At 58.9% G+C, this 22,745-nt stretch carries 16 protein-coding genes and 2 pseudogenes; 13 read left to right on the forward strand and 5 right to left on the reverse strand.

What is annotated here, in order from left to right; all coding sequences use genetic code 11:
- Positions 1 to 233: 233 nt before the first annotated feature.
- The 8 genes and pseudogenes from HZ99_RS03285 to HZ99_RS03315 all read left to right on the forward strand — a co-directional run bounded on the left by HZ99_RS03285 (position 234) and on the right by HZ99_RS03315 (position 9,418).
- Positions 234 to 1,601, forward strand: a complete 1,368-nt coding sequence (locus HZ99_RS03285) for an aspartate aminotransferase family protein (RefSeq protein ID WP_023048105.1) — start codon at positions 234 to 236, stop codon at positions 1,599 to 1,601.
- 109 nt (positions 1,602 to 1,710) lie between these two features.
- Positions 1,711 to 3,162: an NADP-dependent succinate-semialdehyde dehydrogenase gene (gene gabD, locus HZ99_RS03290; protein ID WP_024075423.1), complete on the forward strand. Its 1,452-nt coding sequence runs from the start codon at positions 1,711 to 1,713 to the stop codon at positions 3,160 to 3,162.
- 786 nt (positions 3,163 to 3,948) lie between these two features.
- A pseudogene (locus HZ99_RS29125) lies at positions 3,949 to 4,260 on the forward strand (endonuclease); the annotation flags it as partial.
- Positions 4,242 to 5,195 carry a branched-chain amino acid ABC transporter permease gene (locus HZ99_RS03295; RefSeq protein ID WP_024075422.1) on the forward strand — a complete coding sequence of 318 codons (954 nt, stop codon included), beginning with the start codon at positions 4,242 to 4,244 and terminating at the stop codon, positions 5,193 to 5,195. The pseudogene HZ99_RS29125 and the gene HZ99_RS03295, both read left to right, overlap by 19 nt.
- Positions 5,192 to 5,950 (forward strand): ABC transporter ATP-binding protein, encoded by a 759-nt coding sequence (locus HZ99_RS03300; RefSeq protein WP_023048108.1) that lies wholly within the window; start codon positions 5,192 to 5,194, stop codon positions 5,948 to 5,950. Before HZ99_RS03295 ends, HZ99_RS03300 begins: the two co-directional genes overlap by 4 nt.
- Positions 5,950 to 6,666: an ABC transporter ATP-binding protein gene (locus HZ99_RS03305; protein ID WP_024075421.1), complete on the forward strand. Its 717-nt coding sequence runs from the start codon at positions 5,950 to 5,952 to the stop codon at positions 6,664 to 6,666. The genes HZ99_RS03300 and HZ99_RS03305 overlap by 1 nt, the downstream gene beginning before the upstream one ends.
- 539 nt (positions 6,667 to 7,205) lie before the next feature.
- A pseudogene (locus HZ99_RS29480) lies at positions 7,206 to 7,598 on the forward strand (methyl-accepting chemotaxis protein); the annotation flags it as partial.
- Between the two features lie 368 nt (positions 7,599 to 7,966).
- Positions 7,967 to 9,418, forward strand: coding sequence for an aldehyde dehydrogenase (locus HZ99_RS03315; protein WP_023630205.1), 1,452 nt, complete (start codon positions 7,967 to 7,969; stop codon positions 9,416 to 9,418).
- 222 nt (positions 9,419 to 9,640) lie between these two features.
- Here the strand turns inward: HZ99_RS03315 and HZ99_RS03320 are convergent, their stop codons facing one another.
- Together HZ99_RS03320 and HZ99_RS03325 are read right to left on the reverse strand one after the other, a co-directional pair.
- Positions 9,641 to 10,717 carry a DUF2955 domain-containing protein gene (locus tag HZ99_RS03320; protein ID WP_078451698.1) on the reverse strand — a complete coding sequence of 359 codons (1,077 nt, stop codon included), beginning with the start codon at positions 10,715 to 10,717 and terminating at the stop codon, positions 9,641 to 9,643.
- Positions 10,707 to 11,768 (reverse strand): HlyD family secretion protein, encoded by a 1,062-nt coding sequence (locus tag HZ99_RS03325; RefSeq protein ID WP_023663266.1) that lies wholly within the window; start codon positions 11,766 to 11,768, stop codon positions 10,707 to 10,709. The genes HZ99_RS03320 and HZ99_RS03325 overlap by 11 nt, the downstream gene beginning before the upstream one ends.
- A 147-nt stretch (positions 11,769 to 11,915) precedes the next feature.
- On the opposite strand from HZ99_RS03325, the gene HZ99_RS03330 reads away from it, so the two are divergent.
- Positions 11,916 to 12,851: a LysR family transcriptional regulator gene (locus HZ99_RS03330; protein WP_023629250.1), complete on the forward strand. Its 936-nt coding sequence runs from the start codon at positions 11,916 to 11,918 to the stop codon at positions 12,849 to 12,851.
- Positions 12,852 to 13,007: 156 nt separating this feature from the next.
- The gene (locus HZ99_RS03335) at positions 13,008 to 13,235 is read left to right on the forward strand and encodes a DUF2790 domain-containing protein (RefSeq protein ID WP_023629249.1); all 228 of its coding nucleotides are present in this window, start codon (positions 13,008 to 13,010) and stop codon (positions 13,233 to 13,235) included.
- Between the two features lie 73 nt (positions 13,236 to 13,308).
- Here HZ99_RS03335 and HZ99_RS03340 read toward each other — a convergent pair whose 3' ends face one another.
- A complete protein-coding gene (locus tag HZ99_RS03340; RefSeq protein ID WP_023629248.1) occupies positions 13,309 to 14,211 on the reverse strand; it encodes a LysR family transcriptional regulator in 903 nt (300 codons plus the stop codon).
- Between the two features lie 115 nt (positions 14,212 to 14,326).
- On the opposite strand from HZ99_RS03340, the gene salA reads away from it, so the two are divergent.
- Entirely contained in the window at positions 14,327 to 15,628 is a 1,302-nt protein-coding gene (gene salA / locus HZ99_RS03345; protein WP_028688853.1) for a salicylate 1-monooxygenase, read from the forward strand.
- A gap of 73 nt (positions 15,629 to 15,701) precedes the next feature.
- On the forward strand, positions 15,702 to 17,048 hold the full coding sequence (locus HZ99_RS03350) for an MFS transporter (protein WP_023629719.1): 1,347 nt from the start codon (positions 15,702 to 15,704) through the stop codon (positions 17,046 to 17,048).
- A gap of 778 nt (positions 17,049 to 17,826) precedes the next feature.
- Here HZ99_RS03350 and HZ99_RS03355 read toward each other — a convergent pair.
- Both HZ99_RS03355 and HZ99_RS03360 read right to left on the reverse strand, forming a co-directional pair.
- A complete protein-coding gene (locus HZ99_RS03355) occupies positions 17,827 to 19,119 on the reverse strand; it encodes a tyrosine-type recombinase/integrase (RefSeq protein WP_028688854.1) in 1,293 nt (430 codons plus the stop codon).
- Positions 19,120 to 19,396: 277 nt separating this feature from the next.
- Positions 19,397 to 20,524, reverse strand: a complete 1,128-nt coding sequence (locus HZ99_RS03360; protein WP_073663301.1) for an integrase — start codon at positions 20,522 to 20,524, stop codon at positions 19,397 to 19,399.
- 1,270 nt (positions 20,525 to 21,794) lie between these two features.
- Here HZ99_RS03360 and focA point away from each other — a divergent pair.
- Positions 21,795 to 22,655 carry a formate transporter FocA gene (gene focA, locus HZ99_RS03370; RefSeq protein ID WP_038441318.1) on the forward strand — a complete coding sequence of 287 codons (861 nt, stop codon included), beginning with the start codon at positions 21,795 to 21,797 and terminating at the stop codon, positions 22,653 to 22,655.
- The last annotated feature ends 90 nt before the right edge of the window (positions 22,656 to 22,745 follow it).

Below are 22,745 nucleotides of genomic sequence, written 5' to 3' on the forward strand. Positions count from 1 at the left end.
TGCGGGGCGAATTCGGCAGTGCACTGGAACGAACAAGACTGTGCGCAAGACGACAAGCCCCGCACCGGCTCAGTCTAATAGGCTATCGGCTAGTGCACTTAACGTCCCCGAGCCAAGTCATCGTTACTGAACTCGTTACCGAATTGAAGTGTGTGATTGTGATCAAAAGCCGGATGCCTACTTATAAGGCTACTCCCAGAAACCATGCTTGTTAGTCATATTGAGAGCGCCCCATGAACCAGTCAGTATCCTCGCTGCCAGAAAAAGACATTCAGTATCAACTGCACCCCTACACCAATGCTCGCCTTCATCAGGAGCTTGGCCCGCTGATCATCGAGCGCGGGGAGGGTATCTATGTTTATGACGATCAGGGCAAGGGTTATATCGAGGCGATGGCTGGGTTGTGGAGCGCCGCGCTTGGCTTTAGCAATCAACGTCTGATCAAGGCAGCTGAGCAGCAATTCAACACCCTGCCGTTTTATCACCTGTTCAGTCACAAATCGCATCGCCCGAGTATCGAGTTAGCCGAAAAGCTGATCGAGATGGCGCCGGTGCCTATGAGTAAGGTGTTCTTCACCAACTCCGGTTCCGAGGCTAACGATACTGTAGTGAAGATGGTCTGGTACCTCAATAACGCTCTAGGCAAACCAGCCAAGAAGAAGTTCATCAGTCGGGTCAACGGCTACCACGGCATCACCGTCGCCAGCGCAAGCTTGACTGGCCTTCCAGGCAACCAGCGCGGTTTCGACCTGCCGCTTCCAGGCTTCCTGCATGTCGGCTGCCCGCACCATTATCGTTTCGCCCTTGCCGGTGAAAGTGAAGAGCATTTCGCTGACCGCCTTGCCGTCGAGCTCGAGCAGAAGATTCTCGCCGAAGGCCCGGAGACTATCGCAGCGTTCATTGGCGAGCCATTGATGGGCGCTGGCGGTGTCATAGTGCCGCCTCGTACCTACTGGGAGAAGATCCAGAAAGTTTGCCGTAAGTACGACATCCTGGTTATCGCCGATGAGGTAATCTGTGGATTTGGGCGTACCGGGCAGATGTTTGGCAGCCAGACCTTTGGTATCCAGCCGGACATCATGGTGTTATCCAAGCAACTGTCATCTTCTTATCAGCCGATAGCGGCGATTCTGATCAATGCCCCAGTATTTGAGGGCATCGCTGATCAGAGCCAAGCGCTTGGCGCGCTTGGGCATGGGTTCACCGGCAGCGGTCATCCGGTAGCTACTGCCGTGGCCTTGGAGAACCTGAAGATTATTGAAGAGGAGAGCCTGGTCGAGCATGCGGCGCAAATGGGCCAGTTGTTGCGCAGCGGCCTACAGCATTTCATCGATCATCCCTTGGTGGGCGAAATTCGCGGTTGTGGACTGATCGCTGCGGTAGAACTAGTTGGCGATCGCGTGAGCAAGGCGCCGTATCAGGCGCTAGGCACCCTCGGACGCTACATGGCCGGCAGAGCCCAGGAACACGGCATGATTACTCGCGCCATGGGTGATGCCGTGGCCTTCTGCCCGCCGTTAATCGTCAACGAACAGGAAGTCGGAATGATTGTAGAGCGCTTTGCCAGGGCGCTGGACGACACCACTCAGTGGGTTGGTTAGATCAATCCGGGGGAGGAGAGAATTGCTTTTATGTGGCTCTCCTCGGCTTAAATTCATAGCTTGGAAAATAGCTGAGCAGCACTGAATGCAGTCTGCGAAGGAGCACGCCATGCAACTCAAAGATACCCAATTGTTCCGCCAACAGGCTTATATCGACGGAACCTGGTTGGACGCGGACAGCGGCCAGACCATTCAGGTCACCAATCCGGCCACCAACGAAGTTATGGGTAGTGTGCCGAAGATGGGGGCAGCGGAAACCCGTCGAGCCATCGAAGCAGCAGATCATGCCCTGCCAGCCTGGCGTGCACTGACAGCTAAAGACCGCGCCAACAAACTGCGCCGCTGGTTTGAACTGATGATTGAAAACCAGGACGACCTGGGTCGTCTCATGACCATGGAGCAAGGTAAGCCACTTGCCGAAGCCAAGGGCGAAATTGCTTTCGCGGCGTCCTTCCTTGAGTGGTTCGCCGAAGAAGCCAAGCGCGTGTATGGCGACGTAATTCCCGGCCACCAACCGGACAAACGCCTGATCGTGATCAAACAGCCCATCGGCGTAACGGCAGCGATTACACCCTGGAACTTCCCGGCAGCCATGATCACCCGTAAAGCCGGCCCGGCCCTGGCCGCCGGTTGTACCATGGTGCTCAAGCCAGCGTCGCAAACGCCTTATTCGGCGCTGGCGTTGGCAGTGCTGGCCGAGCGTGCCGGGATCCCCAAAGGCGTGTTCAGTGTAATCACTGGCAGTGCTGGCGAAGTCGGCAGCGAACTGACTAGCAACCCGATCGTGCGCAAGTTGAGCTTTACTGGCTCCACCGAAATTGGTCGCCAGCTAATGGCCGAATGTGCCAAGGACATTAAAAAGGTGTCGCTAGAACTGGGCGGAAACGCGCCGTTCATCGTATTCGATGATGCCGACCTTGATAAGGCAGTGGAAGGCGCACTGATCTCCAAATACCGCAACAATGGCCAGACCTGCGTGTGCGCCAACCGCCTGTATATCCAAGACGGCGTATACGATGCCTTCGCCGAGAAGCTGAAAATCGCGGTAGCTAAGTTGCAGATTGGTAACGGTTTGGACGAAGGTATCACCACCGGCCCTCTGATCGATGCCAAGGCGGTGGCCAAGGTCCAGGAGCACATTGCCGACGCCATTAGCAAGGGTGCCAAGCTACTCGCTGGTGGTAAGCCGCACGCCCTCGGTGGCACTTTCTTCGAGCCGAGCATCCTCATTGACGTACCGAATAACGCCGCCGTAGCCAAGGAAGAAACCTTCGGTCCGCTGGCGCCGCTGTTCCGTTTTAAGGACGAGGCCGACGTGATCGCGATGTCCAATGACACCGAGTTCGGCCTGGCCTCGTACTTCTATGCCCGCGATATGGGGCGCGTGTTCCGTGTGGCCGAAGCCCTAGAATACGGTATGGTCGGCGTCAATACTGGGCTGATCTCCAATGAAGTTGCGCCTTTCGGTGGTATCAAGGCATCCGGCCTGGGTCGCGAAGGATCCAAGTACGGCATTGAGGATTACCTGGAGATCAAGTACCTCTGCCTGGGTGGTATCTAAGAGCCCGGCGAATAGGCACGTGATTCTCGCTCAGGCCCCACTTGGCGAGCATCATTAATCTTGGCCCGGTCTATAAAACCCGGGCATGCTACATCGGTTGTGGCGCAGACAAAGATTGACGCGGGCTATTTCTACGTCACCGTCTACTTCTCACGGCTGTTGCCGCGCAACCAGAGTCTGGAGGCCTGTATCCGCGTCGACAGCGCCCCCTGTTCGAGCTAGGTGCCTAACATTTCTAACGATTGAGCGTTGCGCGGAGTCCTACACCTAGGCTCTGCGCCTTTTTAATCCCGCCGCGCTAGATTAGGCGAAGTAATGCTGCCTTCACAGCCAGTCCTGCTGGTATGGATAAAGGTGATATCCATCACCTATGCCATGTTAGGGGCGACGGTGAACTCTCTCTAAGATGGTTTGGTGCGATGATTTAAGGCGCCCCAGCGACCGTTGATTGCATCCAATGTGCTCATTAGCTTTTCTGTTCGAGCTGGCTGTTCCTGTGCGAATAGATCCTGTGTGTACTCATCACGCTTACACAGGTCTAGCAGCAACACTTGGGCTTTGGCATAGCTGAAACCCTCTCGTTACAGCCTTTTGATTCCCTCCTGTGCCGCTGCAATGATCAAACGCGTGTCATCGGTCGGGTAGGGCAGTTGGCAAAGCAGGCCGTTGGCGTACTTACCATCATTGAATTCGCTCGGTCGCAATCAGGCGAGCATTCGGGGCTTGGATCACGATCCCTCCAGTCGTAATAGCCACTGGCAGAAATCTTCAAGCAGAGGCACATAAGGTCGTAAGAACTGCGTAGCTGGTGACCCCGTCTTCCGTGCCATGAAAGTTGACCTGACCAACCGCTATCCGTCAGTCGGTGAGGCGAAGCAACTTCCTTTATGGCATGGTGCCACAGTCCCTTATTACGGAACGTGTAGTACCCGCATTGATTTCGTAGGGCGAGCAGCAGTGCCGCGTGATGAAGTGAAAGGCTTGGTCGCTTGCCCGACCTTCTACACGTAGGATCGCTATGGCATGTCCATGTCCTGTCAGCAACAGCAACAGCAACAGCAACAGCAATTGCTTATGGCTTGGGATCGACAGTATCCTTCCACCTGCAGCAACTGACCCACATCATGATTCTCGCCCTGGTCGCTCTCAGCCTCGACCTGTTGGTGGGCGTGACCGGCATGGTCAGCCTGGCCCAGGCGGCCTTCTTCGGCATCGCCGGCTACAGCCTGGTGTTGTTCGCCCCGGAGTTCGAGGCGGTGAACTTCTGGCTGGCGCTGCTGCTGTGCCTGGGCGTCAGCGCCGCAGCTGCGCTGCTGATGGGCCTGCTGATCATCCGCACCTCGGGCATCTTCTTCATCATGGCGACCATCGCCTTCTCGCAGATGCTCTATTACCTGTTCCACGACTCGGCCTTCGCCGGCGGCTCGGACGGCATCTACCTGTTCCTCAAGCCCGAGGTGGCCATCGCCGGGGTGCATCTGCTCGACCTGGAGAACCCGCGCAGCCTGTTCTACCTGGTGCTCGGCTCCCTGGTGCTGGTCTATCTGCTGCTGCGCACCTTCCTGCGCGCGCCGTTCGGCCGGGTGCTGCTGGGCATCAAGCACAACGAGGAACGGGTCCGTTCCATGGGCTACAACCCGCTGTTCTACAAGCTGGCGGCCTTCGTCATTGCCGGCACCATCGCCGGCTACGCCGGCATGCTCTCGGCCACCCAATACGGTTTCGTCAGCCCCGACCAGGTCGGCTGGCAGCTCTCGGCCCACGCCCTGGTGATGGTCATCCTCGGTGGCATGGGCAGCCTGTTCGGCGCCATCTTCGGCGCCTTCGCCTTCGAGGGCCTGCACCATCTGTTCGCCGGCCTGACCCCGCACTGGGAGCTGCCCATGGGGCTGGTGGTCATCGCCATGGTTCTGTTGCTGCCGCGCGGTCTCGCCGGGTTGCTGCTGCAGCTCTGCGACCGGCGCACAGCCACGGCCTGCGACGCAAGTACGGTATCCACCCCCGACGCGATGAAGAAGGAGGCCGGCGTATGACCGCCCATGTTCTAGAAACCCGCGGACTGAGCAAGGCCTTCGGCGGCCTGCGTGCGGTCAACGACATTTCCCTGAGCGTGGCGCCCTGCGAGGTACACGCGATCATCGGCCCCAACGGCGCCGGCAAGAGCACCATGGTCAATCTGCTGTCCGGCCATCTTCAGCCCAGCGCCGGGCAGATCCTCTTTCACGGCCGCGACATCACCGGCTTGGCGCCCAACCGGGTGTCGCACCTGGGCATCGGCCGCAGCTTCCAGCGCACCAACATCTTTCCCAGCTTCACCTGCCTGGAAAACTGCTGGCTGGCGGCGCAGTCGCGGCTGAAGAACTCCTTTCGTTTCTTCCGCCGCTGCGAGGCCTATGTCGAGGTACGCGAGCGCGCCGAACGGGCGCTGGAGCTTTGCGGCCTGGCCGCCCACCGCGACACCCTGGCCGATGCCCTGAGTTATGGCGAGCAACGCCAACTGGAGATCGGCATGGTACTGGCCACCGAGCCGAGCTTCCTGCTGCTCGACGAACCCATGGCCGGCATGGGCAAGGACGAATCGGCGCGGGTGGTCGAACTGCTCGCCAGACTGTCGCAGCAGTACGCCATGGTCCTGGTCGAGCACGACATGGATGCGGTGTTCAGCATCGCCCACCGTCTCACCGTGATGGTCAACGGCGAGCTGCTGGCCAGTGGCCCGCTGGACCAGGTGCGCAACGATCCGGCGGTACAGCAGGCCTATCTGGGCGACGGCGAGGAGCAATTCTGATGAGCGCACAAGCCCTGGTGCAGGCCACCGGCCTGCACACCTATTACGGCAACAGTCATGTGCTGCATGGCGTCGACCTGCAGATCCAGCCGGGCGAGACCCTGGCGCTGATGGGCCGCAACGGCATGGGCAAGAGCACCACCATTCGCTCGTTGCTCGGCCTGACGCCGGCGCGCCGCGGCGAGGTGCTGATCCGCGGCGAGCGCTGCAGCGGCCGCGCCACCCACCAGATCATCCGCCGCGGTATCGGCTATGTGCCAGAGGGCCGCGGCATGTTCCCCAACCTGAGCGTGCGCGAGAGCCTGATCATGGCCGCCCGCCCGGGCCTGGACGGGCGCCGCGACTGGAACCTGGAGCGGGTGCTGGCGACCTTCCCGCGCCTGGCCGAGCGCTTCTCCCACCTGAGCGGCAACCTTTCCGGCGGCGAGCAGCAGATGGTCGCCATCGGCCGCGCGTTGCTGACCAACCCCGAACTGATGATCCTCGACGAGGCCACCGAGGGCCTGGCGCCCTTGATCCGCAAGGAGATCTGGGACGTGATCCGCCTGATCAAGGCCAGCGGTATCGCCACTCTGGTGGTGGACAAGAACGTCAACGTGCTGCTCGACCTGACCGACCGCAGCATGATCATGGTCAAGGGACGGGTGGTGTTCGACGGGCCCAGCGTCGAGCTGAAGTGCCAGCCGCAGATCCTCCAGGAACATATTGGCCTGTGACGCCGGGGAGACTGACGATGAACGAGAAGACCGACGCCCCTGCCCGAAACTGGCAGAAGCCGCTGGCGGCGTTGCTGCAAGCGACGGCGGCGCTGGCCGCAGCCGGCCTGCTGCTGTTGGACAGCGGCCTGCACGGCCCACTGGCGGCCCTGGCGCTGGCCGGCGTCGCCCTGGCCGGCCTGCTCTACCACAGGTTGCCGCCGATCCTGGTCGAGTTGCCGCCACCAGCGCCAGCGCCAGCGCCGCCACCGGCGCCTGAGCCTGAACCGCCGGTGCTGCTGGCGGCGCCTGCTCCCGAGCCGCCTTCCGACCCTGGCCTGCCGCTACGCGCACCCCTGGCGAAGTTGCTCGAGAGCATCCTGCGCACCGAGCAGGACATGCTCTTCGCCACTGAACTGGCGCGCGCGGGCGGAGAAAAGGTGCAGTTCAGCGCCGCCAGCATCCAGGCCTGCGAGGCGGCGATCCGCGAGCTGGCCGGCTACATGGGCACCATCGATCAGGTATTCGACGAACTGTCGCAACAGTCGATGCGCATCGGCGCCATCGTCGGCAGCATCCAGGACATCGCCAAGCAGACCAACCTGCTGGCGCTCAACGCGGCCATCGAGGCGGCCCGCGCCGGTGAGCATGGCCGCGGCTTCGCCGTAGTCGCCGACGAAGTGCGTCACCTGGCCCAGCGCGCCAACGAGTCCAGCGGCGAGATCCAGCAGATCGCCGGCAGCCTGCAGAAGTCGGCGCAGGAGGCGCGGACGGGAGTCGAACACATCGGCCAGTCCACCAGCACCGGCCTGGAGAAGTCCGCCGCGGCCCTGGGCGCCATGGCAGAGATGCGTGCCGGCGCCGCGGTGCGGCTGGAGACGGTCGAGCGCATCGTTCGGCGCCTGAATGAGCAGCGCACCTTGACCCAGGACATGGTCGAGCTGCTGGGTTAGCGGGCTATCGCTGAAGTGGGCACCTTGCGACCCCATCGTTGTGACGCAGTCTTCGTCAGCCGATTCGACTGGCTGTGGAATCACGATCTGCAGCAAGACCTGAACTTGGCCTACAGCCGTTTAGGCTGGAAAGCGGCCCTGGCCGCATGACTCCGCCATTGCCGTGGACGTGATGCCTTCTCGCCTGGAGTTGGCTCGCAGGGTGGGCACAACGCCCATCTTCAATAGCCGGGTAGCAGATCCGGCTACGCGTAGTCGCGCAATCACTGACGCAGCTGCGCAGCGCAGTCCCATTCTGCGTATGCCCGGAGCTGCCGACTGAATGCGGTCGCGTCACACAATTTTCCTACTGTCTAAAAGGTCTAGAAATGAGTGCACAACTGGTAATCGACAATATCAAGCTGGACGCTACCGGAGGCAAGACGATCCAACGGCTTGACCCTGTGTCCGCCAAACTGGTCAGCACTGCGGCTGCCTGCACCCTGGAAGACGCAAAACGGCTCGCGGCCTCATCCGAGCGAGCATTCCGCAAATGGTCCAAGACCGGACCGACCGAGCGGCGTCGTCTCCTGCTCGCAGCAGCGGATGTCCTCGAGGCCAAGATGTCGGAATTCTGCCGGATCATGGCTGAGGAAATTGGCGCATCGCAGCTCTGGGCGCAGTTCAACGTAGGTGCATCGGCGAATCTGCTGCGCGAGGCTGCAGCGCTCACTACTCAAATCAAGGGTGAGACGATTCCAACCGATAAGCTTGGCGCTTTCTCGTTGACGCTTCGCCAGCCGGTGGGCACCGTGCTGAGCATTGTGCCGTGGAATGGGCCGGTGATCCTGGGGGCTCGCGCTATCGCGTATCCGCTGGCGTGCGGCAATACCGTGATCTTCAAAGGCTCGGAAAACAGTCCTCGCACTCATGCCCTTGTGGCCGATGCCTTCATTGAGGCAGGCCTGCCGGCGGGTGTGCTCAATTTCCTGATTACCGCGCCCGAAGACGCATCGGCTGTCACCGAAGCGTTGGTGGCCCACGATACCGTGCGCCGGGTCAACTTCACGGGCTCCACCAAGGTCGGCCGCATGATCGCCGAAACCTGTGCGTCCCATCTCAAGCGCTGTTTGTTGGAGTTGGGTGGCAAGGCTCCTTTCGTAGTGCTGGAGGATGCCGATATCGACGGCGCAGTGAATGCCGCAGTATTCGGCTCGTTCCTGTATCAAGGGCAAATCTGCATGTCGACCGAGCGTTTCGTGGTCGATCAGCGTGTTGCCGACGAATTCGTGAGTAAGTTTTCCGAGCGAATCGGCAAACTGGAGCTTGGCGACCCCACCGCATCTCCGACCTGCGTAGTCGGACCGGTCATCGCCCAGGGCTCGGTAAAGCGGATCAACCATCTGATCGAAGATGCGCTCGGCAAAGGGGCTGTCATCGCCGCGGGCGGTATCGCCGACAGTGCCTTGATGCAGCCCACGCTAGTCGACCGCGTGACCAAGGACATGGAAATCTACGACGAGGAAACCTTTGGTCCTATTACCACGATCGTTCGTGTCGACGGGGCAGAGGAGGCGTTGGAAGTGGCCAATGACACGGCTTATGGCCTCTCATCTGCAATTTTCAGCGCCAATGTCTCCAAAGCGCTTGAGCTGGCAAGTCGGTTGGATGCAGGTTGTGTCCACATCAACGGCGCCACCGTACAAAACGAAGCGCAGGCCCCCTATGGTGGTATGAAGCAGAGTGGATACGGCCGTTTCGATGGAAGCGCTGTGATTGACGAGTTCACAGAAATCAAGTGGGTCACTGTTGAGCCATCTGATCAGCCTTATCCCTTCTGATGTTTCGGGGCCGGCGGAGCAAGTGGATTCGCCGGTTCACGCGCGTTCGCATCATTTCTCCCAGATGATCGTAAAACGCTCGGATCCACGGCCAAGCGCGTCTTGCCGCGAAAGTGTTGCACGCGTGATAACAAATTGTAGCGGTGCGCGGTCGCCGGCTTTGTGTACGAGCAGGAAAAACGCGCGCTGATCTGACAATCGCCGTGGCCGCAGCTGTTGGCTTCAATGGCTGCTGTGGCGAGTAGTGACAAAGCGGTTGAGCAAGCGGTGCACCATGAACACGACGAACAGGGTCAACAGCACCGAGACACACACCGAACTCAGCCGGTAGAGGGTCGCAAATATGATGTCGTGGCTGGGCGTAAGCGACTGGCCGAACAGGATGGCCAGGGTGGTCAAAGCGCCGAAGCCGACGCCGGGCACCCCCTTTTCCAGCATGTGCCAGCGCGCGCAGACCATGGCGGCGATCCATAGCAGCAGGGCGACCAGCGGCAGTAGGTCGTGGTGATCATAGAGCAGCAGCATGATCAGCAGGGCAATCACGCAGCCGAGCAGGGTGCCATGCGCACGGGTACGGCCGGCGAAGCGTGAGCCGTTCCAGTGCATGGGAAACAACAGCAGGATGCTGGCGACCTGAGCCGACAGCGAGTCCTGCAGATCCAGGCACTGGAATACGCTGAACGACAGCGTCGCCACCGTTGCCCCGAGCAGTGCCTCGTGGCGCCGACTGGCGCGGTCTTTGGGCGGCGGCGTGCGTGCGGGGCGCGGCTCGCAGTCGGGAAACAGGTAGAACATCAGCACGGCGATCGCTGCGGCCAGCACGATGGCCAGGCCATTGCTCCCAAGCATGGCGATGACGTCGGTGTGCGGGTAGCTGGCGAAGTTCAGCTGGATCGACAGAAATACTGCGCCGAGGGCGCCGAACAGGAAGTTCGGGCCGCTGGCCATCAGCGCGAAACGGTAGAGAAACAGCAAGAACACCAGCGGAATCATCAGCAGCGGTCGGCCGCCGAACAGACCGTAGAGCAACGCGACCTCCAGGCTGACGACCAGTCCCTGGGTGAAGAACTGGCGCATCAGGTGGGCAGTCAGGCGCGGCACCAGGCCGAGCAGTAGCATCGGATAGACGCAGAAGAAGGCACCGTACTGCAGGTCGAACAGCTTGCACAGGACAAAGGCCAGACTGCCGCCAGTGGCGATGCGCAGACACTGGCGCAGGTCGTTCTTGCCCAGTGACAAACGGGGCGCTGTGGCCCTTTCGGCAAGTGTGTGTGCCGCCGCGGAGGGTTCAGTAGACATAGTGCAACCAACTGATCAGGCGGATCTGCAGCGTAGCGGCGAGGTTCACCAGCGGGTTGTCGAAGGGCTTCAGCTGAACCGTGGCCTTAGCCCCGGTGGGCAGCAGGAACGGCAGCTCTTCATCGAGTGCCAGGTGCACGCGTTGTCGTTGCGCGTCGCGAACCCAGCGCTCGGATTGCGCGGGCGTTGCCAGCTCGCCGTTGGCATCGATCTGGCCTTCCCGGACTCCGGCGTCGAAATGACTGACCCGGGCGCTGAACAGCTCGCCTGGACGGGCGTCGAATACGACCACGGCTGGGGTGTCGACGCCGATGTAGCGCAGGGACTTCTCGCGGAAGTCGGCGATGATGTCCAGGCGGTCCTCGACCAGAGCGGCCACCGGCGTTCCTGCCGCGACGAAGGTGCCGGGGGTGAGCTGCAGGTTGCTGAGCACGCCGCCACGTTCGGCGCGAACCTCGCTGTAGTCCCGCTGCAGGTGCGCCCGGAGCAGTGCATTGCGGGCTTGGCGTAGCCGTAGATTGGCACCGTCGGCGCCGCCGCGACGGGCCTGCAGTTCACGGACTCTGGCCTGCGCCGTACGCAGTTGGGCCTGGGCCATCAGATGCTGCGCTTCGGCCGCATCGTAGGCCTGGCGCGAGACATGCTGGCGTTCGAGCAGGCGCGACAGGCGTAGGGCCTGAGCGCCCGACTCGTTCGACTTGGCTTGGGCCGCGCTGACCTCGGCACGGGCGGCGGCCAGCAGGGCATCGAGTTCAGTGTTGTCCTGGTGTGCCTGTTCGAGCGCCAACTCGGCCCGCTGCACCTCCAGCTCGAATGGCTGCGGATCGAGGCGAAACAGTAACTGGCCAGGTTGTACGTACTGGTTATTGCTCACCGCCAGCTCACTGACCTGGCCTGCGACCCGCGGCGCGACCTTCAGTACCGGTCGGGTCAACTGCGCCTGTGGTGTCAACGGCATGCTCAGGTCGGCGGTTAGGAAGTAGATGAAGCAACAGGCTAGGGCCGAGATAGCGATTTGAACCCAGCGGGCAAATCGTTGATCGGGAGTCATGAATACCTCGGTTAAGCAAAGCGTCGGGGGACGGGCGCACGCTGGAAAGTCCGGGCCGGCCCGCGAAGGCGGCAGTATATTTCCCATGCTTTCATGCAAAAATAGCCGTCTTATGCAAAGAACACTTACTAAATAGGTAACAGTCAGATGGATGTTTTTCAGGCAATGCGGGTGTTTACTCGCGTGGTGGACGCGGGCACCTTCACGGCTGCTGCACAGACGCTGGGCTTGTCCACCGCGCAGGTGTCGCGGCAGGTGTCCGAACTCGAAAGTCATCTGCAGGCACGCCTACTGCAACGTACCACCCGCCGGCTGGGGCTGACCGAGGTAGGCAGCCGTTACCTGGAGCGCTGTCGGCATATTCTCAGCGAGCTGGAAGACGCTGGCGCCGAGGCCGGTGGTGCCTACCTGATGCCCAGGGGGCGCCTGCGGGTGCACGCGATCACCGGTTTGGGCACCCATCTACTTGCACCCTTGGCCGCCCGCTATAGCGAGCTCTACCCGGAAGTGAACCTTGAGCTGACGCTCTCCCAGCGCCACCCTGACCTGCTCGAGGAGGGGCAGGATGTGGTCATTACTCTGGCCCGGGAGTTGCCCGACTCCGAACTGGTCGCTCAACTGCTCGGCACTACCTACAGCGTGGTCTGTGCGGCGCCGAGCTACCTGGGGCAGCACGGTATTCCGATGACTCTCGACGAGCTGAGCCAGCATCGCTGCCTGCGCCTGCTCGACCCGGTTTTTGGCGACAGCTGGACCTTTACCGACAACGGCGTCGAGCGGGCGATCCGTCTGGGAGAAACATTTCAGGTCAACGTCGCCGAGGCGATGGCCCAGGCGGCAGGAGAGGGTATGGGTATTTGCGTACTGCCGGACCTGATAGCGGCCAAGGCCTTCGCACAGGGCCGACTGGTACGCCTGCTGGCCGAACATCGCCTGCACGAGCGGGGTATCTATGCGCTGTACCCGTCGCGGCGCTTTCTCGATGCCAAGGTGAGAACCTGGGTGGAGTTCCTCAAGGAGCAATTACCCCTGGTATTCCGCGGTAATCGAACCCTGGTGGAAAACCCCACCTATTGGGCGTGACCCTGGGAGCAAACCGGTGTGGCCAGGGTTGATGCCCTGTCGCTTAGCGCTCTTCGATTATTACGCTAAAGGCAAAACTACCTTGCCTGGAGTTCGCTGTTTCTTGCCGGAACCACTCCTTAAGCTGATGCTCATCGAGTCATTACGAGGTGCAGCATGAAAGCAAGATACTGGATGATCGGCGTGACACTTGTCGCTCAGTGGGCAGTCGCCGACGATGCGCAGCCATACCATTATGGCCAGGCCATGGATGTCGCCAGGGTCATTTCGATCGAGATGCCTCAGGGCTGTGAGGTGGGCGAGGCGACCATGGTCTATGAGGATTCACACGGCGAGATCCATACCCTGGTGTATCTGCGCCAGGGCGAGAGCTGCGTGTATTGAGTCCGTCGCAGGACTCGGCAGTCAGCCCGATCCCTCATGGCAGGCAATGGGCTGTCAGGCACTTCGGGCGCCGTCAGTCCGCAAATAGCTCGAACATCAGTTGCCTGAGCCAGCGGTTGGCGGAGTCTCGGTGATACTTGGCGTGCCAGAACAGGTTGATATCGATTTCCGGTAGCTGCACGGGGTGGGGCAGGGCCACCAAACCGAAGGGCTGGACGCAGCACTCGGCAAAGCGCTCGGGTACCGTGGCCAGCAGATCGGTGCGCTGGAGAATATGGCCCACAGCGACGAAGTGCGGCACTTCGAGACGGATGTCCCGCTCTATCCCCAGACGCGCCATGTGTGCGTCCACTTCGCCGTGGCCGGTGGTGGCGGCGATGACCCGCACATGACCGTGAGCGCAGAAGCGCTCCAGCGTGAGCGGCTCGCTGGTGACGGGGTGGTCCTTGCGACACATGCATACGTAACGATGATGGAACAGACGGCGAGTGAAGAAGCCTGCCTGCAGGTGTGGCAGCAGGCCTACGGCGAGGTCGACGGTGCCGCTCTGCAGCGCCTCGATCAGGGATACGGAGGTGTTGCGCACGGTACTGATGCGGCAGCCTGGTGCCAGGCGGGAGAGGGCATCCATCAGGCGCGGGGTGAAGTAGATTTCACCGATATCGGTCATCGCGATGGTGAAGGTGCGTTCGCTGGTTAGCGGGTCGAAACTGTCTTGGCGACTCAGCGCCTCGCGCAGGGTATGGATGGCCAGCGACACTGGCTCAGCAAGTTGCTGGGCGTAGGGGGTAGGCTCCATACCCTGATAGGTACGCACGAACAGGTCGTCCTGCAGGGCTGTACGCAGGCGCCTGAGGGCGTTGCTCACGGTGGGCTGGGTCAGACCCAGGCTTTCCGCGGCGGTGGAGACGCGGCGGTCGATCAGCAACTGGTTGAACACCACTAGCAGGTTCAGATCCAGGTCGCGCAGGTCCATGGTCTGCCTCATAGGTTGGTAGGAATATTCAGGTTTGAAATAGTTTGTATGCAGGCTGCGGTATTTATCAATATTTCTCGTGCGCCCATGATGACTTCACTCCAACAACAACATCATGGGTACAAACATGATCACCAAGCCTGCCCTGCGTATCGGCATCATCGGCGGCGGTATTTCCGGCGTCGCCCTGGCACTGGATCTGTGCCGCCATTCCCATCTCGACGTCCAGCTCTTCGAATCCGCACCGGCCTTCGGTGAGGTGGGAGCGGGCGTTTCCTTCGGTGCTAACGCGGTGCGAGCCATTGCCGGTCTCGGCATTGCAGAGCCTTACGCCCAGGTTGCCGATCGCACCCCCGAGCCCTGGCAGGACGTGTGGTTCGAATGGCGCCGCAGCGTCGACGCCGGTTACATTGGCGCGAGCGTGGCTCCTGGCGTGGGGCAGTCTTCGGTGCACCGGGCGGATTTCCTCGACGTGCTCGCCAGCCGACTGCCGGAGGGCATTGCCCGATTCAATAAGCGCGCCGTGGGCGTGGAGCAGCACGGCGATGAGGCCTGTGTGCGCTTTACCGACGGTAGTGAATATCGCGGTGACTTGCTGATCGCCGCCGATGGCATCAAATCGGCTATTCGTGGCCATGTCCTCGAGGGTATCGGGGCCCCGCCCGCCGTGCCGCGCTTCAGTGGTACCTGCGCCTACCGTGGCATGATCGATAGCCTGCACCTGCGCGAGGCCTACCGTGCCGCTGGCGTTGACGAGCACTTGGTGGACGTGCCGCAGATGTACCTGGGCCTGGATGGCCACATCCTTACCTTTCCGGTTAAGCGGGGGCGCATCATCAACGTGGTGGCCTTCGTATCTGACCGCAGTCAGCCCGCGCCCACCTGGCCCGAGAATTCGCCCTGGGTTCGTCAGGCCAGCCAGCGTGAGATGCTCGACGCCTTCGTCGGCTGGGGCGATGCTGCGCGAATCCTGCTGGAGTGCATTCCCTCGCCAACCTACTGGGCTCTGCACGACCTCGCCGAGCTACCTGGTTATGTCCACGGCCGTGTGGCGCTGATCGGCGATGCCGCCCACGCGATGCTGCCGCACCAGGGCGCCGGGGCAGGGCAGGGGCTCGAGGACGCCTACTTCCTCGCCCGCCTGCTGGGAGATGTTCAGGTGAGTCGCGGCAACCTCGATGAGTTGCTGGCTGCCTACGACGCCTTGCGCCGCCCGCGTGCCTGCCGCGTGCAGCGTACCTCCTGGGAAGCCGGTGAACTTTACGAACTGCGTGACCCGGCAGTGGGTGATGACAAACAGGCGCTGGGAGCTACCTTGGCTAGCCGCTTCGACTGGTTGTGGAACCACGACCTCGACGCTGACGTGCGAGATGCCCGCGCTCGACTAGGTTGGACAGCCCTGAGCCACTGCGCCTAGTTGCGCGTCGTTCTACCGGAATCGGCCTCGATGCCGGTTCCGGCTCTATAACAATGACAAGAAGAGCTATGCCATGCGTGATATCGACGTTTCCGCCCTGCTTGACGGGGCCCGCTTCAATACCTTTCACGGGCGCGTGCTGTTCTGGTGCGCGCTGATCATTATCTTCGATGGCTATGATCTGGTTATCTACGGCGTGGTGCTGCCGTCGCTGATGCAAGCCTGGAACCTCTCTGCGCTGCAGGCCGGTCTGCTAGGCAGCTGCGCATTGGTGGGCATGATGCTCGGTGCACTGTTCTTCGGCCCACTGTCGGACCGGATCGGGCGCCGCAAGACCATCATGACCTGTGTGGTCCTGTTCAGCGGTTTTACCGTGATCAACGGATTCGCGCGCACTCCCGAGGAGTTTGCCATTTGCCGCTTTTTCGCCGGGCTTGGTATCGGTGGGGTGATGCCCAATGTGGTGGCGCTGATGAACGAGTACGCGCCGAAGAAAATCCGCAGCACCCTGGTGGCGATCATGTTCAGCGGTTACTCGGTGGGGGGCATGCTCTCTGCGGGTCTGGGCATGGCGTTGATGCCCAGCTGGGGCTGGCAATCGGTGTTCTTCGTGGCGGTTGTACCGCTGCTGGTGCTGCCGTTGCTGGTGCGCCAGCTGCCGGAGTCGTTGAACTTCCTGCTGCGCCAGGGGGAGGTCGAACGCGCCAAAGAGCTGCTGGCCAGGGCAGAGCCCGACTACGTGCCCAAAATGCACGACCGGCTCAATCTGGCAAAGGGGCAGGCGGGCAAGGTGGCCATCTCCCAGTTGTTCCAGGATGGTCGCGCACTGAAAACGCTGATGCTCTGGGTGGCCTTCTTCTGCTGCCTGCTGATGGTCTACGCCCTGAGTTCCTGGCTGCCGAAGCTTATGAACGCTGCCGGCTACGGCCTCAACTCCAGCCTGGCGTTCCTGCTGGTGCTGAACTTCGGCGCCATCTTCGGGGCAATCGGCGGCGGCTGGCTGGGAGATCGCATAGGCCTGGGTCGGGTACTCCTGGCGTTCTTCGCCACCGGTGCGCTGTCGCTGAGTCTATTGGCGCTGAAGTCACCGCTGCCGGTGCTCTACCTGCTGATCGGCGTGGCCGGGGCCTGCACTATCGGTACGCAGATCCTCGCCAATGCCTGCGCCGTGCAATTTTACCCCGCGCATATCCGCTCCACTGGTCTGGGCTGGGCGATGGGAATTGGCCGTATTGGCGCCATCATCGGCCCGTTGCTGGGCGGAGCTTTGCACGCCGCGCAACTGCCGTTGCAGGCGAGCTTTCTGGCGTTCGCGCTGCCGGGGCTGGTGGGCGCCGCCGCCATTATGGGTTTTCTCTGGCACCGGCCGGGTCAGGTCTGCACGCTGATGGAGAAACCTCTGGAATCGACTGCCGGCTGATCCACTGCTATCAGGAACTGAGCACCGCACCCATGTCGGGTGTGGTGCTCTGGTTGACCGCTCGCAACCGGCATATGGAACCACCATGGTCTCGGCTGCTATAGATGCCGATCCGCTGTGCGTAGTCGGATCCTAGGCTAGGCGTTGGATCATGAGAAAGCCTTGAGACTCGAAGCGGCTGCCAACTCGATGGTTAGCAGGTGCTGAGGCGCCGGTCATCACATCCATACTTTTCAATGAACGTGACGGTTGCGCTGCACGTAGCCGTACTGACAGATCTTGAGCAGATTAGCCGGATCATAATCAGGACGCCCCGTACGATGAGACCGGGCCTTGTCGAACCCCAACGCCTGAAGATCGCAGCCTGCGAAATGGGTGGGTGAAGTCCTGCACGGGATTATCAAAGCACAGAGAGTCATCGCTGCCGGCCACCAGTTCTTCACTGCCGCGAACATCGAGAGGCTGGTACATCTCGGAGCCAAGTACAGCACGAAGGCTGCAATGATCGACGATCTTCGAGACGGTCGCTGAAGACCAGTAAGACCAAGACCTCAGCGATTTCGGACGCATCTCCCGTGATGACTTTTTCAATGACGACGGAAGCGCGACCTCCTGATTTCTTGCTGGCGCAGAAACGCGCCAGCAAGCAGATGGCATGTCCGCGAGTCGAGGTCGAGCATGCGCTGGTTGCATAACTCACCCATCACCTGAGCCAAGGAAAATTTTCTCGTTCTCAAGCTATGCGCGATGGCTAAACAAGTGTGTGTTTAATGGGCGTCTAACGTCTGATTGGAAGGCTTTTCACCGAGTGTGCCCGTTGTTCGTCCAGCGAGTTGTAGTACGTATTTTGGGTAGTGCTGAGACTATTGTGACGAAGGTCAGCCTGGAGGTCCTTCATCTCTCGATATGGTGCATCAAAGGTTGCGGAGGTGTGGCGTAACCAATGCAGTGAAGCTGAACGCAACTGGTCTATTTCGTCATCGCTCCAGCCTTCCTCAGCCATACGCCCCATAGCGCGATCAAATAGCCCTTGGAGCAGCAGGCGAATATGTCGATCAGATAGCCCACCACGCCCCTTCAGGGAACTGATCAACGGTGTTTTCTCGTGGGCAGATGGCTGGGGGGAGAGCTGTAAATGCTGGCGATAGCGTATCAGGTAGTTCTGGATGTATTCGTCGCGGATGCTGATCTTGGCGGCCTTGTTGCCTTTGCCCACCACATGAAACCACCAGTTGCCCATGCTATCGCGGCGGATGTCGCCCATGGTAGGCGTCCAGTTGTCACGCCCGACCAGATCGGAGACTCGCAGGTACATGGAGAACAGAGTCGCAACGATGAACAGAGTGCGTTCGTGTGTCGGGTCGGTCGCGGCCATCTGCTCGGCAGTCTCGATCACGTAGCTCCACTGCAGCGGAGTCAGGGAACGTGACGCCACATCCAAGGTGTTGCGTTGCTTGTAGATGGATTTCTGTTTTACCGCCCGGAAGGGGTTCACCTCGGTGAGACCCTCATCAATCGCGTGTTGGAAGAAGCTGCCGCAGACTGCGAATACCTGAGCCACCGATCCCTGGGACAAGCGGTAGGGACGGGAGGGAAGGGCGGCAACGGCCTCTTCGGCAATCTTGCGTTCGCGCTTGGCCACAGTGTGACTGAAAGGTCGCCATTGCAAATTGACGATGTAGGTGTCCGTGTCGAGCTTCTTGCGACCACCCACGCGCAGGAAGCGGGACTTTACGACCGGACCTATCCAGTCGGCGGGCGGGTTGAGGCAGAACTCCATGAAGGCCTCGGCGTCCCGGCGACGCAGTTCAACAAGGGGCTTGACAGCCACCAGTAGGGACCAGAGCAGCAGCCGCTCGACGTGGGTTCGATAGGAGTTGAACGTGGCTTCGTTGCCGGCGTAGGACTTCAGAAATCCCCGAACGGCGCGATAGCCCTCGACGGCCTGGAGCTCATCGGCACAACCATGGAGGAAGTCCCGAACCGCTGGAAGCTCGCCATTGAGGTGAAGAAAGTTGAGTTCGTGGAAGCGATCAAAGGTCTCGAAAAGCGGCTGGGGATGCTGCGACATGAAGTGGTTCAACCTGGGCGAATGCGTCTATATCGGTCTTTCAGCGTAGTATAGAGCAATATCCGGGTCTGGTGATTATCGGATATTGCTTAGATTTCTCCGATCAATCCTCGCTGTCCTTCTTAAAATCTGTAACCCCATGATCCTTACAAATAATACGTTTAATAACATGCAGTTACGATTGGAGTCGGATTTTTAAATGGGAGAAATGAGTCTGCCGGGCGTCCCGCCAGAGAAGCTTATAGGCCAGGAATTTAAGCTAGCGGGGAACGCTCTATCAACCATAATACCTTCCATAGGTATAAGCCAAGCTGAAAATGCCTAGATATTTCTGCAACTCGGCAGGGCGGAAGCTTTGCGCACGAATCTTTGCGCCGCTTTCTTTCAAAAAACGCATACTGCCACCAAGCAGGATATTCCAGTGCTCACCGCCTTTGTCTGTAGAAGTAATGCTTGCATGAGCTTTCATAAGCGCTTCTTTAACAATGCTTCGTATTTGTCGCACGGAAAGACCGGGGCGCCCGTGACTAGCCTCCAAGATAGGGATTTCTTCGTTCTGCTCTGGGAACGGGGGTAGTCCTCGGCTTTTTCGATAGCGTCTCAAGTAGGGCAGGAACTCTGGAGTGACTTCAACTTTCCTTAGCAGCCGACCTGGCGCCTCTAGTATCAACCACCATCTGGCATCGTCTAGAACAAAGCAATTCATGCATGGGCAGTAGTTATCAGCATTTGCAAGGTCTGCAGCATGCAAACACATAAGAGTCGTTGCTGCTATTATAAAAAGAGCACGCTCACCAGCAGGATCACCCAGCGCATGAAATTCTAGCGCTTGCAGAACCTGACCTAATTGCTCGGAAGTTAAATATCGTTCCACAGGGTAAGTAGCGCGCATTCCTCTTCCATAGAAAGTTCGTGATGATATAGCTGGATTTATCGCTATCACATCTTCCTCGCAGAGAAAACCATAAAATGAACTACAAACGCTACGAATGAAACGCAAGGTTTCCACTTTAGGGCTGCGCGCCCCTACATCTTTAGATGCTCGAATATTGAAAGGCCGCCATGATTCATTGAAAACCGAATTACCATCGACTTGAGCGAATCTAGCGGTTGTAGAAAATCCAACCCAATTTGAAGGTGGCATCTTGCAAAAAGTAATAAAATTCGTAAACGTCTCTTTATCTAGTGTCAGTACAGTTTTTTCGGCGACAATCCAGCTCCATAGGAGCAAACGTTCAACGAATGTTCGGTAATTATTAAAGGTTCCAAGCGGGTGACTATGATATGCAAGAAAGCGGATAGCGCATTTTAAGTCCGTTTCTACATCAAGATTAGCGGAGAGACTACTGAGGAAGGCTTCGATGCAGGGGTAGCGAGCGTAGTACAGCCCGAGATCGAGAGACATACTTTCGGGACCAGCAAGGACAGGCCGAGGGTCTATGACTTTTGACATTGACGATCCCATTGGTCTAAAAGGAAGTCACGAGTACTCTTGAAAAATAGCACAGTATTTAGTCTTCTTTTTAGGCTTTTTAAACAGGCAAAAGCCTCATCAGGATTCTCCTTTTTTAACCGTTAACGAGGGGGGGCAAGGGAAACCTTGACAGCGGAGAATGCTGCATCTCACTGATATCTTGGTATTTTTTTTAATCAGTCATTTTCTACTTTTTCATCAGGCGTCACAACTGAGCAAGCGCACGGGGGGGTCAGTTGTGTAATACGATATTTAACATAATATACATTATGCGAACCAATCTATGCAGGCTTGGGGGCCGGTGGCGGTCAGATTTGGAGCTAGGCCCAGGCCTCGATCACTCTCCTGCAACTCGTGCCTGCGCCTCAGCGAGGTAATCCAGGACGAACGGATCCTGAGAACCTCGCTCCTTGTAATAGCCAACCACGTAGGCTCGCGTCCAACGCAGCAACCTTATTGAGCACCAGGTCGAAAAACTTCCAACGGCTCGACTCATATGGATACCGGCTGTTGGTGAACACGTCGCGCTATCTCTCGAAGAAATCTTCCTGGCTGCCCAGGACCAGCTACTACGAATCGCTTTGGGCATCTCATGGAGCAACGCCAACAGATCGTGTTCATCAGGTGTTTGACGGCTGGTTTTGCCGACGTTTTTCATCAGAAGCTTTCAGGTAATGATGAGTGCTTTGAAGCATCCAGCTTGGAAAATGCCCCATTGCATACGCCTTTGACTGGCCGCCGCAGATGGCTAGAGATCTTGATTACTGATAACCACAAGATATAACTAAACTAAAGAAGTATTTAGTTTAGTTATATATGAGCCGAAACCCAATCGATAACATGCTCTGATTCTCACAGTGAAAAGCAGGCTGAACGCCGGAGAAACCGGTCTCAAATTTAGCCGCTAAATCAATAAGGTGTCATAACAGCGCCCCACTCCACCGCTTCGCTGCGAAAACCGAATCGAGCCGTCGCCTAAGACCGCTCAAAAATCACCTCGGTCGGGCACATCCCTGTGCGGCCCCGCTGAAGGCTGCCTTCGGCAGAAGCCTCGTCAATGGCGGAATTTTTAGTAGCGAATCGAAATCACATTGACAAAAAAACCGTTATGCTAAATATAATATCGAATCGAAACCAATAGCCATTCGTCACGGCGCTGGATCCCTATCGCTATCGGCTAACGTCAAGAGTGACCGTTAACATGAAAACAGACAGTCCCTTCGCCCTGCTTCTACCTCCTGCAATGGCACAGTTCGCTGAAGATGCGGGCGTGTACAAAGCCACCAAGCAACCGTTGAAAACCTTTTACCTGGCCATCATCGCGGGTGTGTTCATTTCCATCGGGTTTGTGTTCTACATCACCGCCACCACCGGCATGGCCGGCAGTTCTTGGGGCCTTGTAAAGCTGGTCGGTGGTATCTGTTTTTCCATGGGGCTGATGCTCGTCGTTGTTTGTGGTGCGGACCTGTTCACGTCCAATATTCTGAACGTGATAGCAAAAGCCAGTGGGCGCATCACCTGGGCTCAACTGGCTAAGAACTGGCTGAATGTCTATGTCGGAAACTTGATTGGGGCCCTGTTTTTCGTTGCATTGATTTGGTTCTCCGGGCAATACATGGCCGCCAATGGCTTGTGGGGGCTGAATGTGCTGCAAGTCACCGAACACAAGTTACACCACTCTTTTATTGAAGCTGTCTGTCTTGGCATCCTGGCGAATTTAATGGTCTGCATGGCTGTCTGGATGAGTTATTCCGGGCGCAGCCTGACCGATAAAATGCTCGCAATTATTTTACCGGTGGCTATGTTTGTCGCCAGCGGCTTCGAACACTGCATTGCCAATATGTTCATGATCCCCATGGGGATTGTTATCAAGCACTTCGCCACGGCTGAATTCTGGAGCATCGTCGGCGCAACACCCGAACAATTTGCAAACTTGACTGTCAGTAACTTTGTTTTCGACAACCTGATCCCCGTCACCCTGGGCAATATTATCGGAGGAGGATTGTTGGTCGGCTTAACATATTGGGTAATTTACCTGCGAGCGCCTGAAGGGCAGCGTTAATTACCACAGTACGATGGGCAACGGTTTTCACTGAGTACTGCCCCATCCACTTTAATTTCTGTTCTGTCCACGCTATACCCAAACCGATGA

It is taken from the genome of Pseudomonas fluorescens, from assembly GCF_000730425.1.
GTDB classification, from domain to species: domain Bacteria; phylum Pseudomonadota; class Gammaproteobacteria; order Pseudomonadales; family Pseudomonadaceae; genus Aquipseudomonas; species Aquipseudomonas fluorescens_X.